Raw genomic sequence first — 13,179 nt, 5'->3', positions numbered from 1 at the left:
GGCCGCTCTGAACTATATTGACACAGAATGTGACGTAAATCAATACAGTGGACGGCCTGGTGAACGTTCGGTATCTGACGAAGGCATCCGTTCGAGAAGCCAACGAGCGTAAGCCATCGGCTGAGTGTATGTTTCTTTCCAGACATTGTGCATGCCAGCCTGGCTGAAGCCATAGCGCTGGTCACGACCGTTGCATTCGATAAAAACAATCTTGCCTTCACGGGTAATTCCCAGATCCAGACCGACATCGGCGAGACGGGGAAGGGTTTGTGCCAGTCGGTGCACGATTTGTAACGAGAGCCGCTCCAGTTCATTCATCAGCCGGACTGCGTTCGAAGTCTGAACCGTCTCTGTTTGTGATAACACCTCCAGTAAGGAACGGGCCGTACCCCCCTGTGCCACATTGGAGACAAAGGTGTGGGAAGGAGCAATTTTAGCGAACATGCCTGTCACACCCCAGATACCGCCATATCCGCGCTGAACCGTCACACGGATATCAAACGGACGATTGTTGTACAAAGCAAGCGGTATGGTTTCCTGTACGATATGAGGCACATGCAGCAGTCGTTTGTGTAGAAATAACGGGAGTTCTCCGACATGCAAACGTAGTGTGGACCAACGCTCAGGTATAGAAGGATGTGCACATTGCAAAGTCCAGCCTCCGCGGGAATGCCGCAGACGCATAATTCCTCTACCCACGCTACCGCTACTGGGTTTAATGACAACATCTCCGGTTTCCTCCATTAAGGTATGGATGGAGGAAAGGTTGCCTTGCAAGGTTTTGGGGAGGTGGATGCGTAGCAGAGGGTCTTCCTGCAGAATTGCATGTATATGGTCTTTGGGGAAACGGTTTTGTTCATTAAAAATATAGTATCCCTTTTGTACAAGCTTGTTGATATCTCTAGCATTTTCATTTTGCCGATAGAGAGTCCGATTGTGGATGACCGGCGGCAACGGAAGAGTCATTTGCCGATACTCGTTGCCGTGTTTAACAAAAGCCCGGCATGTTCCGGTCGCTATATGAATATCCTCCAGACGAAGAAAGCAGGGGATGAGCTCGTAGCTTAACCCGGCGTCCTCGTAATTGGCGATGGATTCATATCGCGTCCTCATGGCGGGAATGCCCCGGTAGGTTGCCGGGTTGAGCATGACGCCGACATGCAACATGAGTATGTCCGCCCTCCTTGTAGCACTCCAACTGATCATACTGTGATTGTAGTCCATCATATGTATCAAAGATCGGCCAGGCATGGACGCTAGCCTTGCGGTAAGCCCAAAGTTAGAAGCGAGGCACCTTTCAGGGAGGCAGACGATATGATACAAGATGAGTGTTGCAGAGTGTTGGAATAAGGTCAGAAAGTAGGTGTGGTGATGCAGAGGCCGAAGGTAGCAGTTGTTACACCGGGCTCCTTTGTTATACCTTCGCCCCGCAGCAGTTCTGTGGAGCGGGTAATTGCCCGCATGGTACCGCTGGCTAGTCATGAGCTTCAGGCGCAGATCTATGGCATAAAGGGAGCAGAGGCATCGGATCATGGCGATGTCGACGGAATTCCCTGTATGCGTTTTACGCGGGGAGCAGGTTATATTTCTGAGGTGATTGCCGATTTAAAGAGATGGTCACCAGCGGTAGTAGATGTACACAACCGCCCGGCAGTTGCGTATGCCATTCGCGAGGCTTTGCCCAATAGCCGAGTTGTGCTGACTTTGCATTCGACCACGTTCATCCGGGAGCCTCACCTTGAACGGAAGGACATGGGTAGGCTACTGGCATCAATGGATCGCATTATTGTGAACAGTGCGTATTTGGGAGCAATCGTAGCTTCTGACTGTTCCGAAGCAGTCAGGAAACGCATCGTCGTAAACAAGCTGGGTATCCATCCTGGCGATTTCCTGCCACGGTGGACTCCAGCAGCAGAAGCGGCCAGGTCGGCGCGATTGGACGATTTCGGCTGGTCAGGCCGCCAAATCGTATTATTTGCGGGCAGACTGATGCCAGGGAAGGGCGTTCACCGGCTGCTCAAGGCCCTGCGGCATGTCGTCCGCGCCTGCCCGGGCGTACTGCTGCTCATTGCAGGTAGTGCCTATTACGGGCATGACCGCCTCACGCCGTATACGGCGTCGTTGCATCGGCAGGTGCGTAAACTAAGGTTGGGGAAGCATGTGCAATTCCTAGACTATGTTCCGCATCCAGCATTGGCCTCGCTATATCAGCTAGCCGATGTGACTGTTGTTCCTTCAGTGAAGGATGAGGCCTTCGGGCTGGTCAATCTGGAAGCTATGGCAGCAGGAGTGCCGGTGGTCGCTTCACGAATCGGCGGTATTCCAGAGGTAGTACAACACGGCGAGACAGGCTGGCTTGTGTATCCGTCTCACGGTGAGCAGGAAATGGCCGATGCCATCATCAGGCTGCTCCAGCAACCTGACTTGCGACGACGGATGGGAGAAGCCGGACTTGGCGAGGTACGGAGACGATTTTTGTGGCAGCACTCAGCACAACGCTGGGCACAAATCATAACGGACTGCGCAACGGAGTGACGCAGGCGCTGTTACGCGCATAGGTTATCTTATAGGCATTAGCCATGATACCCAGCCGGGTGAATGAAGCGGAGCGACCGCTGGTTCACTCCTGTGCCAAAGGAGCGGTCACCATGAACCATCGTACGAACCATAGCCCTAAGGATAAAAGAACAGCGCGACGTAACCCTTCCAATGCGGTTCCCTCCCGCCGTGTTAACAAGGAAAAAGCGGCTTCGACTTCCGGCAGTCCTAGACCGAGCCAGCGCGGGACGGCAACGGTTCCTGCCCCTGTAGAGAAGGATACCTCCGTTCAAGCTGTAGAGGAAGCGGCGTGGAAGAAGCATAAGCTTCCCAAAACGCTAGAGGAAGCGATGCAGATGAATCGAGCATCTGTACTGCTGTTGTCTGTGCCTGAGTCAGATACGGAATGCAGGATGGATAACGATAAACCGTCTATTACGACGGAAGATCAGGCAGAGCAAGATTCATTACTGGATTGTTCCATAACCAGTATTCACATTGCGGAAGGAAGACACCGCCCAAAGCAGCGTGTGATCTTGCCTGAGCAAGATATCGATCTAGCCTTCGATACGGAGAAAGAAGAATTAGACTTGAATGCCATTCACGATGGATCAGCGACCAGTGACGAGGCTTCTGACGATCATATAGCTTCACCACAATATGGGAGCATTTCTTTTCACCTACCCGCACGGGCAGATAGGGGCGAAGTGAGCGTTGTATTTGAGAAGCCATTTATAGATACACAATATGTAATCACTGCCAATGCGAGTATACCGGGAGTGATGGTATCCGTCACACAACGTCAGAGGCATTCGGTAGTACTTACTGTGGAACGCATACACTCGGGACCGATATGTGAAGGGTTGGTCCTTTGGATTGCGATGGGGCAATAATAAGAAGCCAGGAATATAAGTGTCCATAATCAACTTTATACTAGAAAAAAGGCGTCCCATAGTGGGACGCCGTATACATAAAAGGGAAGGGGGTAGACTTGTAATATCGGGGAAGTTTGTATTATTTCACTTATCTCACACCTACAGCGTCAAAAGACTTCATAGCAGAGGTTACGGCTATTGAATTTTCACCATAACTATCTTTGGCCGCTTGGATAACAGCGGCACGCGCGGTGGAGAAGTTAGACGTAGAAGTCAGATAATTGGTGAAGGCATTATAATAAATATATACGGCTGCATCACGTCCGATTCCATCTACCTTGACACCATGGAAGGTGCCTCCTTGTGCCAGTAGATAGTAGGCTTTATTAATAATGCCACTATTAATATGGGCTCCACCATAATCCTCGTTGTTAGGATCAGGATAGAGATTGCTGTAGTGATCGACTTGACCGTATTTGGCAGGATCGGAAAGGGAGCGAATGGCGTCGCCCTTAATATTAGGAGTATAAGCGACTTTGCCGAAATCCCAATTGGTACGCTCAATGTCGTTGCCTATAATATCTGAGATGGCTTCACTTAATGCACCAGATTCAGCGAAATACACGAGCCCTGATGAATGCTCGGTTACACCGTGTGTCAGCTCATGGGCAACAATTTCAAGATCGCTGCTAAAAGGGGCAAATAACGTGCCGTCTCCGTCTCCGTAAAGCATGTGAGTGCCACCCCAGTGGGCATTATTGTAGTTCTTTGCGCCGTAATGGACTGCCGAAGCGATAGCCATGCCATGCCCGTCAATGCTGTCGCGTCCAAATCTATCCTTGTAATAATCGTAAGTGCGGATAGCGTAAGCGTGGGCATCCACCGCAGCAGGATCTTCCCATACGTTATCGGAATCTGTATACAGGGTGCCGGGGAGCGTCTCGGTGTTGTGGACGTTATAAGTTAGGATTCCTTTACCACGAGTCGTATCCTTTAGTTGATACTTCTTGCCCGAGACTGTGGTTTCAAATGTTTTGGTATCGCCGAATACACCGCGCCCTGTGCCGATCACTTCGTTAAGAATGTCATACTTGAATACGATTTTTCCGTCATTAGCGTCAATAAAGTAACGTGTGCGCAGCAGAGTGGGCTGTAGAGTATTAACTTCGGTTACATAGACGAGACGTGTGGAGTCTCCATCGGGATAGATGTACAGTTCTGCTGTAGGGTCCACGCTTGGTTCCAGATTTGCAATCTTGGGAATAGAGGATGCAGGCTCTACCACTTCCAATGTACTGTTCTCCAGTTCAGCTGCTTTATCCAAATCCAAGGAGTCCTTATCAACAGAGATTGAAAATTCATTGTTAGATGCTGTTCCGTAAGTGTCTTTACTTACACTACTTGTACCCTCGTAAGGTTCAGGAACGATTGGGGCGGAGGAAGGGAGAGACTGAACCCGTATAGCTGCATCTTTATAAGCGGTATATACAGCCTCAGTAGCACTGATTTTTGGAGTTGTATTTTCTTTAGCATCGGCTTGTTGATTTTCTGAAATGACAGCTCCCAAATAAGAGGTGATTTGACCAGACTTGTTCACATGGATGGTCTGTTCGGCTCCAAATACGGGAATTCCGTCTACATATTGTTTTAACCGATAATGCTTTGTACCAAATTTGTCACTGGTGCGATCCACGATACGAAATTGCTCGCGCACATGGGAACCGATGTGGGTATCGTCCAGACTCAATAATGTTTTTTGTTGTCGATTTAAAAAGCTCCAGACCAGATTGTCGCCTGTTACCGTTGAAGGAGACTTCCAGTTCACCGTTTGGAATGTTGGCGTAAACTGAGTCGGATCGGGAACAGAATTTTCAGCTGCGGAGGCTCCAGGCGCAATGGCCCCTAATAACATAGCTCCTCCTAGAAGTGAAACCCATACTTTTTTCAATTCATACTCACTCTCCTTAATTAATGTTGGGGTAAAAAACACCCTGTTTGCAGAAGCCTAGCGTCATATATGTAAGTCTTGTTGCTCCTTTGAAACGTGAAGAGGCTGGATAAAAATGACTTTATGTAAAATATTAAGGTTTATTTTTTTTGCAATTTCATCGTCTCGGCTCTGATATTAGCACAGAGGTTGTCGAACGAGAAGATTAATTTTACAAAATACCCCAAAATGAATCTTTAGTCCCTGATTTACGGTTTATTTGTCTTATTTAGTCGAAAATGATCGGAGGGACTCTATGAATATGAAAAGGGCGCCCCTTTGAGGGGACGCCATAAATAAGGGGGGAAGGGGCGCAGACTTGTACACTGCACCCCTATTTTTTCGTCCATTGTATGAGTAGGGCCACATGACAGTTGCACAACGGCAACGGTCTATGGACGAGAATATGAGGATTATAGCGTATATGATTTAGTTTACACCTACAGCATCAAAAGATTTGGCAGCTGCAGTTGCTTGTGCCGAGTTCGCACCGTACAGATCTTTTGCCGCTTGGATCACAGCAGCGCGTGCGTTGGAGAAGTCAGAAGAAGAAGTCAGGTAGTTCGTAAAGGCACTATAGTAAATTTGGACCGCTGCATCGCGGCCAATTCCATTTACAGCTACCCCATGGAAAGTACCACCTTGTGCCAATAAATAGTAGGCTTTATTAATAATGCCGCTGTTCGTATGAACGCCACCGTTATCGGAGCTGCCTTTATACAAGTCGGAATAGTGATCTGGTTGATCATACAGCGTAGGATTTGACATAGAGCGAAGAGCATCGCCTGCAATGTTTGGCGTATAAATATCATCGCCTACAAGCCAGTTTTTACGCTGAATGTCATTGCCGATAACGTCCGAGAAAGCTTCATTTAATGCACCGGACTCTCCGTAATATTCCAAATTCGAAGTATACTCTGTGACACCGTGCGTAAGTTCATGTCCCACTACATCGGGGTCCCCGCTGAAGGCGATAAATGTGCTACCATCCCCGTCTCCATAAGTCATTTGGGAGCCATTCCAGAAGGCGTTGTTGTAGCGGCTACCGTAATGGACTGTCGAACGGAGTTGCAGCCCGCGTCCGTCAATGCTGTTGCGTCCAAATTTAGACTTATAGTAATCATATGTTTTGGCAGCATATGCATGGGCATCCACGCCGGCTGGATCATTCCATACATTATCGGCATCGGTCAGAAGGGTACCTGGGATGCTTTGGCGGTTGGAGGCCGTGTAAGTCACGATACCATTACCGCGTGTTGTATCTTTTAACTGGTAGCTACTACCGGAAGCCGTCGTGTTGAATGATTTGCTATCACCAAGCACACCTTTACCTGTGCCTGTCGCTTCATTAATGATGTCATACTGGAATACGATGCTGCCATCATTGGCATCAATAATGTAGCGAGTACGCAGTGGGGCAGGTTCTAAAACATTGACTTCTGTTACATAAACCAGCTGCAGGTCATCCCCTTTAGGATAGAAGTACAGATCGGCTTTAGGATCTACTTCTGGCTGCAGATTAGCGATTTTGGCAATGGAACTTTTTTCTGTCTCCACCGCTTCAATTTTGCTATCTTTCAAGGCAGACGCTTTATCAAGACTCAGCTCGTCTTTATCAATGGATAGCGTTTTTTCGTTGTTAGCTGCTTCGGCGTAAGTGTCTTTGCTTACACTGCTTTGTTCCTCAGCATCTTTAGAAATCGTATCGTCGGAGGTAGGGAGGGCTTCAATCCGTGCAGATGCTTCTTTATATGCAGTGTAAACCGCTTCAGAAGCGCTGATTTTTGGAGTTGTACCTTGCGTAGCTTCAGCTTGCTGATCCTCAGTAACCACCGCTCCTAAGTAAGAGGTGACCTCACCAGATTTGCCCACATGAATAGTCTGTTCAGCTCCATATACGGGAATCCCGTTTACATACTGTTTCAGCCGATAATGGCTCACACCGGACTTGTCGCTTGTGCGATCAACGATTCGGAATTGTTCACGTACACTAGAGTCGTCCGCACCCAATAACGATTTCTTTTGCCGATTCAAATAGCTCCATACAATGTCGTCACCCGATACCGAGGAAGGGGCTTTCCATTGCTCGGCGTGAAAGGTCGGTGTAAGCTGAGTCGGCCCCGAAACGGAACTCTCCGCTGATGCACCAGACGCGACAGACCCTAACAACATAGCTCCTCCAAGAAGCGAAACCCATACTTTTTTCATTAAAAATTCACTCTCCTCGATTAATGTCAGGATGAATCATCCTGTCTTGAATAAGGCATTGCGCCATTTATGTAGGTCGTGTTGTCGTCTGGAATAGAAGAAAATGGAACATGAAGAGAAATACCGAAGTGTTTTTCATGAAGCGTACGTGAAAAGAGGGTACTGCAGTATGAAGCATGTGGCCTAAAAAGGTGACAAACTCCTCCTTTCCTGTCGTATATAAAGAAAATAGAATAATGGTGGATAATGGAAAAGAATGACTTATGCAAAAAAAACTAATGTTGATTTTTTGAACTCCCATCATCTGGCTCTGATATTAGCACAGAGAATGACAGACGAGAAGATCTATGTCACAAATTTATCCAAAATGAATCTTTAGACCCTAATAACTCACTTATTTAATAGGATTAATAAGTTATGTAAAATAAAGTCGAAAATTGCTATGTCGAAAAGACTCCACGCTTGCCGTTACACACGGCTTTTGGACCGCATAGGTTATGTTGAACTGTCCTAATCATGCTGTCCATCTATACAGCAGGAAGGGAGGTGAGACGGGAGCATGAAGAAGCAGGGAAGAGCTGGATACAAGATCAAACGGAGGCGGCATTCCGGCGCATACTATCATTCTAAGATGTGGCTGCCGTTACGAATGCCGAACATGCATAAGACCCCTGCCATGAGGGAGGTACTCGACACGGAGAGAGGGGCACAGATCGGCGAAGAGCGACCATCTGGACCGTCATCAGTGGGAAAGTTTTTCGTATCTGTCATTATTCCGGCCATGAATGAGCAAAAAACAATCGGAGCTGTGATTCGCGAGGCGCGCCGTGTCCATCCACATACAGAGGTTATCGTCGTTGAGAACGGATCACACGATAGAACGGCGAAGGTGGCAGCAGCGGCGGGAGCTCGTGTACTTTCTTTCCCGGAACCGCTCGGACATGATGTTGGCCGTCGTGTTGGAGCGGAGGCGGCATCCGGACAGATCCTGCTTTTCCTGGATGGGGATATCGTCATTCCCTGCGTTAGACTCCGGCCGTTTATACACGCCATATGTGCAGGAGCGGATGTGGTGCTGAATGATTACCATGGACCTGTGAATCATACGCCCGTACATCCTGTAGTGGAGGCAAAGCATGTATTGAATATCTTGTCGAATCGTGCTGATTTAGGGGGGGCATCTATGACTGGCATTCCACACGCCATTAGTCAAAAGGCTCTAAACAAAATAGGTCCAAAGCCCTTGGAGAAACCTCCTTTATTTCAAGCTATGTCCATCGCTTCCGGGTTACGAGTGGTGACTGTATATGGAATAGCTGTCGGTAAAATAAATGCGACACGTAAAAAACAGAACGGCAAGGACCCGCTGGCAGGTGTAATTGTTCAGGATCATCTGGATGCCATTGCCTGGCTTACATCGCATCTGGGAACGCGTGCGGGCTTTACGGATTTGGAGCGCAAACGGATCAGAGACGAGGTGAAACTGTGAGTAGACCGTATCGCAGAGGGAAGCGTGAAGAACCGAGCTGGGGGGTCAGACGTGTTCAGCGAAAACGAGGAACGACGACTTCAATGCATAGCCGTAGGGTGAGAAAGCCCACACCTCGGGCAACAGGAATGACCAAAGTGACTCCGCCTGTGGAACGCGAAGTTCCGGGAGATATTGTATTACAGGGAACCGCAGCGGCCGTGGTCAGCGCCTGTAATGAAGAGTCAACGATTGACCGGGTGCTGAGCGAGCTGGAAAAACTTCCGCTTACGGATATCATTGTCGTATTGAACGGCTGCACGGACGGCACGCGCTCCACCGTAGCCAAACATCATCCTAATGTGACTCTCGTCAACGTGCCCGATCGACTGGGGCATGATGTTGGCCGTGCAGTAGGCGCGCGTATGACGCAGGCTGATATTGTGCTGTTCGTGGACGGAGATTTGCCGATTTCGGGATCTGATTTGCTGCCTTTTCTCCACGCGGTGGATCAGGGAACGGATGTCGCGCTTAATGATCTGGGCAGACATTTGCCCCCCTATGCCCAGCAAGACAGCGTGACACGGTGCAAAGCATTCCTGAATCGCGTACTGCGCAGGCCGGATCTGGGAGCAAGCTCATTGACCGCCGTACCGCATGCATTATCTCGGCGTTTACTGGATCAGCTTGGCTCAGCCGTGCTTGCCGTACCGCCAAAAGCCCACGCCATGGCAATTCTGTATGGCATGATCGTGGCGGCAGTACATGCTGTCGATGTCATTAAAACAAACCGTAAGCGGACCTTCAATGTTGGCAAAGGGAACGCTATGGAACAGTTGATCGTCGGTGATCATGCAGAGGCACTGACGGCTGTGTTTCAGGTAGCCGGGTATTCCCCGCTCGGGCCTGTTCCAACACGGGTAGACGTTGCCAAAGGGAGGAATGCACAATGAGTCTGACGAGCATCATTATTCCGACTTATAACGGCCTGCATCTGTTAAAGCCGTGTATTGAGGCGATTCGGACACATACGATAGATGTACCGTATGAAATCATTGTTGTGGACAACGCTTCGAATGACGGAACGGATGATTTTTGCGCATCCGAGCGGCTGATCAGCATACGTCTTCCTGAAAACAGGGGCTTTCCAGCAGCATGTAATATGGGGCTCCGGCTGGCTTCGGGTGATCAGTTCGTTATTTTAAACAATGATGTGACGGTTACGCGGGGATGGCTATCGAATATGTTGGCCGCATTGCAGAGCGAAAGCATCGTGGGATTGGTGGGACCGGTGACGAATTGCGTCAGCGGTATTCAGCAGATACACGGCTTGGAAGGAGATTTGGCCAGCTGTCTGAGATATGCGGAGCAGAATAATGTAAGTAATCCCTCCAGGTGGCAGGAGGTTAAGCGGTTGGTCGGATTTTGTTTGTTATTCCGGCGTGATCTGATGGAACGGATCGGATTGCTGGATGAACGGTTCAGTCCCGGACATTATGAGGATGACGATTATTGTCTGCGCGCACGTGTGCATGGCTACAAGCTGCTCATGTGCAACGACTGTTTTGTCTATCACGAGGGGAATGCGAGCTTCTCACGCTCGGAAACTTCCTGGATCGAAGAGCTGATCGAGCGGAACTATCGTTTATTTATAGAGAAATGGAGCATAGATCCCAGAATGTTCATCGAAACTGGAAACGCTGGGGTTGTATGCACTGAACATGCTGTCGAAGGAGGAAGGAAGATATGAAAGGGGTTATTCTCGCAGGAGGAACCGGATCGCGCCTTCATCCGTTGACTACATTACTCAACAAGCATCTGCTTCCGGTCGGCAAGTATCCCATGATCGTATATGGTATCGAGAGGCTGCGACAGGCTGGAATCACCGATATGCTTATTATTATTGGTAAACAATCGGCCGGGCTGTATACCGATTTTTTGGGCAGTGGCAGTGATTATGGTGTCCAACTGACCTACCGGATTCAAGAAAAGGCGGGCGGCATTGCAGAAGCACTCGAACTGGCAAGAAGCTATATGCAGGCAGAAGAGAAATTCACTGTTTTGTTAGGTGATAATTTGTTCAAGGAAGACTTGGGACCTGTGATCGAACGATTCAAGCAACAGCCCCCGGGGAGCGCCAGAGTGTTGTTGAAAAAGGTGGCAGATGCTCGTCGTTACGGGGTACCCGTGTTTGATCCTGAGCGTCCGGAGAGCATTACGCGGATTGAAGAAAAGCCACAGCATCCCCAATCCAAATACTGCGTTACGGGTATCTATATGTACGATACTGCCGTGTTCGATAAGATCCGGCAAATTACACCTTCGGCACGTGGTGAGCTTGAGATCACGGATGTTAACAACTGTTATGCCGCTGAAGGCAAGCTGGAATATGATATTTTACGGCGTTATTGGAGCGACGCAGGAACCTTCGATTCCCTTCAGGAAGCTGGATTGAAAATGAAAGGACTTCTACCTTGATCTCAATGAAACACCATCCTACCGGGCCAGGCATATAGTATAGGCATAATGCCACCCGGAGGAGTGAACGGCATGAAACGCCTGAATATGCAAAGGAAACACAGCAAGCGGCTCGGAAAGAAAGGCTACTGGTCAGGATATAAAAGGGGCCAGGAGCAAGGTAACAGGTTGGGTCAGGCTTCGTTCGGCAAGGTTTTTGAAGGCGTCAGTATTATCATTCCGTCCTGCAATCAGCTTCAACAGCTCCGTGCATGCATTCACCGTATTGAGGAGAATACGAGCCATCCTCACGAAATTATTGTAGTGGACTGCGGCTCGACGGACGGGACATCCACCTATTTGCTCCGTAAAAGCATCGCTGTGCGTTATGCGCTGTTAAAAAAGGATGTGCAAATGATAGGTAGCCTGAATCAGGGGCTGATGATGGCAAAAGGAACAACTATTGTGGTACTGGATCAAAACTCCATGGTGACCCCCGGCTGGTTGGATCGGTTGTTAGGGTGTTTACACAGCGATCCGCGTATGGGTGTTGTTGGGCCTGTAACGAATGGTCCATTCAAAGAACAGCAGATCGAGGTTCCTGATATGAACGAAAATGGAGCACGTCAATTTGCCATGACCTTCAATGTTCCCAAACCGGATGCATGGCGAGAGACCGAAAGCTTGGCTGGATTTTGTTTATTGCTGCGCAGAGAGACACTGAAAAAAACGGGCTACTGGGACGAAGGCTGCCACAGTATTGAGGAGGCCCATGCAGATTGGCTACTGCGTGTGCGTTTGTTGGGGATACGTATGGCAATTGCCGGAGATGCTTTTATCCATTATGAAGAAAGAGATCGGGATACGGTGTATGGTTTTCCTCTAACGACCGAAACAAGCGGTTCAATGGAGGAAAGCAGCCGGAACCGATCCTTTTTTGTACAAAAGTGGGGGGACGCGGATAAGCTGTTCCACAACCTGAAATTCAGTACAGCGGAGACGGACGACCAGATCTCAACAGGTAAGGAAACACACGTATCAGCGGCAAGCTTTTACCCCATCGGAGCGGTTGTTCAGGGACCGTCCGGTGTAGTATTTCGGTTAGAATCGGGAAGAAGGCGGTATTTGCATGGAGTCAGTGCTGCGGGAGGTGAAAACGTGCGCCCTGTCAGATTGTCTCAGCTGGACTTGTTGGCACTTCCCTTGGTAGGGAAGCCGGAGGTCACAGTTTCCGGCAGCACTGATGCACCTGTAGCTGAGTCGCCAGAGGAACCCTTGCCTGTGCTGGCGGCTCCTGAGCTGGGGAACATGTCCATGCTTCCCACACTTCATATCCCGGCCCAACGTAGGCGATGGATCGAGTTACTGTATGCTGAAGGTGGGCAACTGTACCAAATCGGCAACGGTTGGAAAAGACCATTCCTTACCCTCTACGCTGTGATGAGTTGGCGGGCTGAGGACTATCCAATTCAATTTTTGTCCTCTGAAGAATTGTCGGCATTGCCGGAGAAGCAGCCTATTATTGCTCCACCGGTGCTGCACGGGCATCTGTAATGATCTGAATAGGCGCTTTTAGGCGGAACCGACTACTCGCTGCGGCATACGCTGTAGTAGCGGAAAGCCCGTAGGTAATTCGTGCGTTCCGC

At 49.2% G+C, this 13,179-nt stretch carries 10 protein-coding genes; 7 read left to right on the top strand and 3 right to left on the bottom strand.

Features of this window, described 5'->3' with window-relative positions:
* Window positions 1–39 precede the first annotated feature (39 nt).
* A complete protein-coding gene (locus tag MKY98_RS20815) occupies window positions 40–1,167 on the bottom strand; it encodes a YheC/YheD family endospore coat-associated protein (protein WP_029518268.1) in 1,128 nt (375 codons plus the stop codon).
* 204 nt (window positions 1,168–1,371) lie between these two features.
* Between MKY98_RS20815 and MKY98_RS20810 the strand changes: the two genes are divergently transcribed.
* Together MKY98_RS20810 and MKY98_RS20805 are read left to right on the top strand one after the other, a co-directional pair.
* The gene (locus MKY98_RS20810) at window positions 1,372–2,535 is read left to right on the top strand and encodes a glycosyltransferase family 4 protein (RefSeq protein ID WP_029518269.1); all 1,164 of its coding nucleotides are present in this window, start codon (window positions 1,372–1,374) and stop codon (window positions 2,533–2,535) included.
* Window positions 2,536–2,648: 113 nt separating this feature from the next.
* Window positions 2,649–3,431: a WIAG-tail domain gene (locus MKY98_RS20805; RefSeq protein WP_029518270.1), complete on the top strand. Its 783-nt coding sequence runs from the start codon at window positions 2,649–2,651 to the stop codon at window positions 3,429–3,431.
* Window positions 3,432–3,561: 130 nt separating this feature from the next.
* Here the strand turns inward: MKY98_RS20805 and MKY98_RS20800 are convergent, their stop codons facing one another.
* The gene (locus tag MKY98_RS20800) at window positions 3,562–5,361 is read right to left on the bottom strand and encodes a M4 family metallopeptidase (RefSeq protein ID WP_069012638.1); all 1,800 of its coding nucleotides are present in this window, start codon (window positions 5,359–5,361) and stop codon (window positions 3,562–3,564) included.
* 468 nt (window positions 5,362–5,829) lie between these two features.
* Window positions 5,830–7,608 carry a M4 family metallopeptidase gene (locus MKY98_RS20795; RefSeq protein WP_069012639.1) on the bottom strand — a complete coding sequence of 593 codons (1,779 nt, stop codon included), beginning with the start codon at window positions 7,606–7,608 and terminating at the stop codon, window positions 5,830–5,832.
* A gap of 559 nt (window positions 7,609–8,167) precedes the next feature.
* Between MKY98_RS20795 and MKY98_RS20790 the strand changes: the two genes are divergently transcribed.
* The 5 genes from MKY98_RS20790 to MKY98_RS20770 all read left to right on the top strand — a co-directional run bounded on the left by MKY98_RS20790 (window position 8,168) and on the right by MKY98_RS20770 (window position 13,087).
* Entirely contained in the window at window positions 8,168–9,097 is a 930-nt protein-coding gene (locus MKY98_RS20790) for a glycosyltransferase family 2 protein (protein ID WP_069012640.1), read from the top strand.
* Window positions 9,094–10,029: a glycosyltransferase family 2 protein gene (locus tag MKY98_RS20785; RefSeq protein ID WP_069012641.1), complete on the top strand. Its 936-nt coding sequence runs from the start codon at window positions 9,094–9,096 to the stop codon at window positions 10,027–10,029. Before MKY98_RS20790 ends, MKY98_RS20785 begins: the two co-directional genes overlap by 4 nt.
* Window positions 10,026–10,826, top strand: a complete 801-nt coding sequence (locus MKY98_RS20780; protein WP_069012642.1) for a glycosyltransferase family 2 protein — start codon at window positions 10,026–10,028, stop codon at window positions 10,824–10,826. Before MKY98_RS20785 ends, MKY98_RS20780 begins: the two co-directional genes overlap by 4 nt.
* On the top strand, window positions 10,823–11,554 hold the full coding sequence (locus MKY98_RS20775) for a sugar phosphate nucleotidyltransferase (protein ID WP_029518275.1): 732 nt from the start codon (window positions 10,823–10,825) through the stop codon (window positions 11,552–11,554). The genes MKY98_RS20780 and MKY98_RS20775 overlap by 4 nt, the downstream gene beginning before the upstream one ends.
* A gap of 72 nt (window positions 11,555–11,626) precedes the next feature.
* Window positions 11,627–13,087, top strand: a complete 1,461-nt coding sequence (locus MKY98_RS20770; RefSeq protein ID WP_069012643.1) for a glycosyltransferase family 2 protein — start codon at window positions 11,627–11,629, stop codon at window positions 13,085–13,087.
* Window positions 13,088–13,179 lie beyond the last annotated feature (92 nt).

It is taken from the genome of Paenibacillus sp. FSL M8-0228, from assembly GCF_038007385.1.
Lineage (GTDB): Bacteria > Bacillota > Bacilli > Paenibacillales > Paenibacillaceae > Paenibacillus > Paenibacillus polymyxa_D.
The sequence above is the reverse complement of the archived record's forward strand: the minus strand, read 5'-3'. Positions and strand labels throughout refer to the sequence as shown.

Excerpts from the sequence above, each read along its gene's own strand:
- MKY98_RS20815 (WP_029518268.1), bottom strand. The coding sequence starts at position 1,167 with ATGTTGCATGTCGGCGTCATGCTCAACCCGGCAACCTACCGGGGCATT.
- MKY98_RS20780 (WP_069012642.1), top strand. The coding sequence starts at position 10,026 with ATGAGTCTGACGAGCATCATTATTCCGACTTATAACGGCCTGCATCTG.
- MKY98_RS20790 (WP_069012640.1), top strand. The coding sequence starts at position 8,168 with ATGAAGAAGCAGGGAAGAGCTGGATACAAGATCAAACGGAGGCGGCAT.
- MKY98_RS20810 (WP_029518269.1), top strand. The coding sequence starts at position 1,372 with ATGCAGAGGCCGAAGGTAGCAGTTGTTACACCGGGCTCCTTTGTTATA.
- MKY98_RS20775 (WP_029518275.1), top strand. The coding sequence starts at position 10,823 with ATGAAAGGGGTTATTCTCGCAGGAGGAACCGGATCGCGCCTTCATCCG.
- MKY98_RS20795 (WP_069012639.1), bottom strand. The coding sequence starts at position 7,608 with ATGAAAAAAGTATGGGTTTCGCTTCTTGGAGGAGCTATGTTGTTAGGG.
- MKY98_RS20770 (WP_069012643.1), top strand. The coding sequence starts at position 11,627 with ATGAAACGCCTGAATATGCAAAGGAAACACAGCAAGCGGCTCGGAAAG.
- MKY98_RS20805 (WP_029518270.1), top strand. The coding sequence starts at position 2,649 with ATGAACCATCGTACGAACCATAGCCCTAAGGATAAAAGAACAGCGCGA.